General features: G+C 54.0%; 2 protein-coding genes. One reads left to right on the top strand and one right to left on the bottom strand.

Going from position 1 to position 2,013, the window contains the following annotated elements:
• On the top strand, positions 1-1,661 hold a 1,661-nt coding region (locus ACP5J3_RS13730), incomplete at its 5' end, for an InlB B-repeat-containing protein (RefSeq protein WP_428496200.1).
• A 2-nt stretch (positions 1,662-1,663) separates the two neighbouring features.
• Here ACP5J3_RS13730 and ACP5J3_RS13725 read toward each other — a convergent pair.
• Positions 1,664-2,013 (bottom strand): FHA domain-containing protein (locus ACP5J3_RS13725; protein ID WP_428496199.1); only part of this gene is annotated, 350 nt, incomplete at its 5' end.

Here is a 2,013-nt window from a genome sequence, read left to right as displayed (position 1 = left end):
GGCCGGGCCCCTTTGAGGCTTCAATTAATACGATTGAGCTGAGGCAAGGGATCGAGGGAATGTTTACAATCACCGCCATAAACAAGGGATTTGACGCCGAGGTAGTCAGCCTAACACTGTCAGAAGGCAGATACAGCATCGACGCACCGCGAAGAGTCGGTGAGGGAGGCACGGCAACGTTCACCATACGCTTCACCCCCGAGAGGGCTGGTGTTTACGAAATAAAAGCGACGCTACGCTACAAGTCGCCGGCGACTGGAGAAGAGTACGAAGACGTCTTTACAATACCCCTAAAGGTCTACGCACAGCTGAGAGTCGAGGCAGTGGATCATACCGGAAGGCCCCTAGACATCACACCCGTCATAAGCGGCGAAGCGGTGCGGGAGAGGTGGCTTCTGCCAGGTACCTATACCATTGAAGTGCCCCAGATAGTGACGCTGGGAGCTGACGCCAGAGCCGTATTTGAAAGGTGGGAAGGGGCGACGGGTGGCAACACTGGGACGGTAGTCCTAAGAGAAAACACAGTAGTAAGGGCTGTCTACAGCAGGCAGTACAGAGTCGCCGTAATACTCGCGCCAGCAGGAACAAATTACGACACGTGGGTCAGAGCAGGTGACGTATACTCGCCTCCAATCAGTCGATATGTTACAGTAGGCGAAGGCGCCAGGTGGGCGCTAAAAGACGTGGTCATAAACGGAGTCTCCCAAGGCGCTACTGAAAGGCCACAAATCCGCATAAACGGGCCGACCGAGGTAAAGGCTGTGTGGGCCAAAGAGTATCTCATAGCCGTCGACTGCGGCGAGGTTAGATGCATAGACGGGCAGAACCGCGTCGAGAGGTGGGTAGAACAGGGCTCTGTAGCCCAGTTCCGCCTAGATCAAATAGTACCCGCCGGCGAGAGGGTTAGGTGGCGGCTCGACGGAAACCCGGTAGTTGAAATAAAAGCAACAGAGCCCTACACCGTAAGGCCTAGATATATAAAGCAGTACCTACTACGCATAGGATACATAGTCAAGACAGCCCAGGGCGAAGCTGAGAGGAAAGCCGTAAGGGAGGAGTGGGTAGACACGGGCTCACAATACACCGTCGACATAAGCCTCTTCAAACCCGTTGAGGCACAGGGCATCCGCTACATGAACACAGGCCTCGTCGTCGACGGGGCGTCGGCCCCCGCCACATTCACAGTGACGGCGCCCCACGACGTCTACATTGTGTGGAATAAGGAGTATCTAGTTGAGGTAGAAACCCCCATCGGCTCGGCCTCCGGCGGCGGGTGGTATCTGGCAGGTTCCTACGCCACGGTGTCTATAGATCAGCCAGTGCGAGGCTTTTTGATAAAAGACAGATTCGAGGGATGGGTAGATCAAAACGGCAACACCTACAAAAACGCCACCATCACTATACAGGTGAACCAGCCCATGAGGTTAACAGCGACTTGGGCTAAAGACTACACAGAAGCCGCGGCCCTAGGCGTCGGCGTTTCCGCCAGCGGCCTACTAGGCTGGAGGAGAAAAGAAGTTACTAGAGTCATCAACACATTAACCCGCAGAAGAGAAGTAAAAGAGGAGCTGGAAGTCCAGCCATACGCCGTCGTCGAGACGCGGGTTAGGGAAGAAGATAAGACAGCGGTTAGAACAACTGAAGAGGAAGAGAAGAAATAATTCTACGAAGTCCTGAATACCAGTTTTATTTCGCCAGCCACAGAAATCACGTCGCCATCGCTGAGCTTCTGCGGGCCCCTACCTCTTATATCCACGCCGTTGAGAAAAGTGCCATTTGCAGAACCCAGATCTTCTATAAACCACTCATCGCCCATCTTAAACACCCGGAAGTGGCGGGTAGATATATACATAAGCTTGTAGCCAGGTACATACGCAACAAAGTCGGGTCTGCCAAACACTCTCTCCCCGTCAATCCTAAAAACAGAGTTCGTACCCACTATAACCAAGGCAGGGGTCTGTGCCATGGACCGCTCTACCTTGGGCGCCTCAGGTGGAGGTCGACTTATCGGCG

The sequence above is a fragment of the Pyrobaculum sp. genome (assembly GCF_049971835.1).
In the GTDB taxonomy this organism is placed as follows: domain Archaea; phylum Thermoproteota; class Thermoprotei; order Thermoproteales; family Thermoproteaceae; genus Pyrobaculum.
This window is presented reverse-complemented; position numbering and strand designations above follow the sequence as displayed.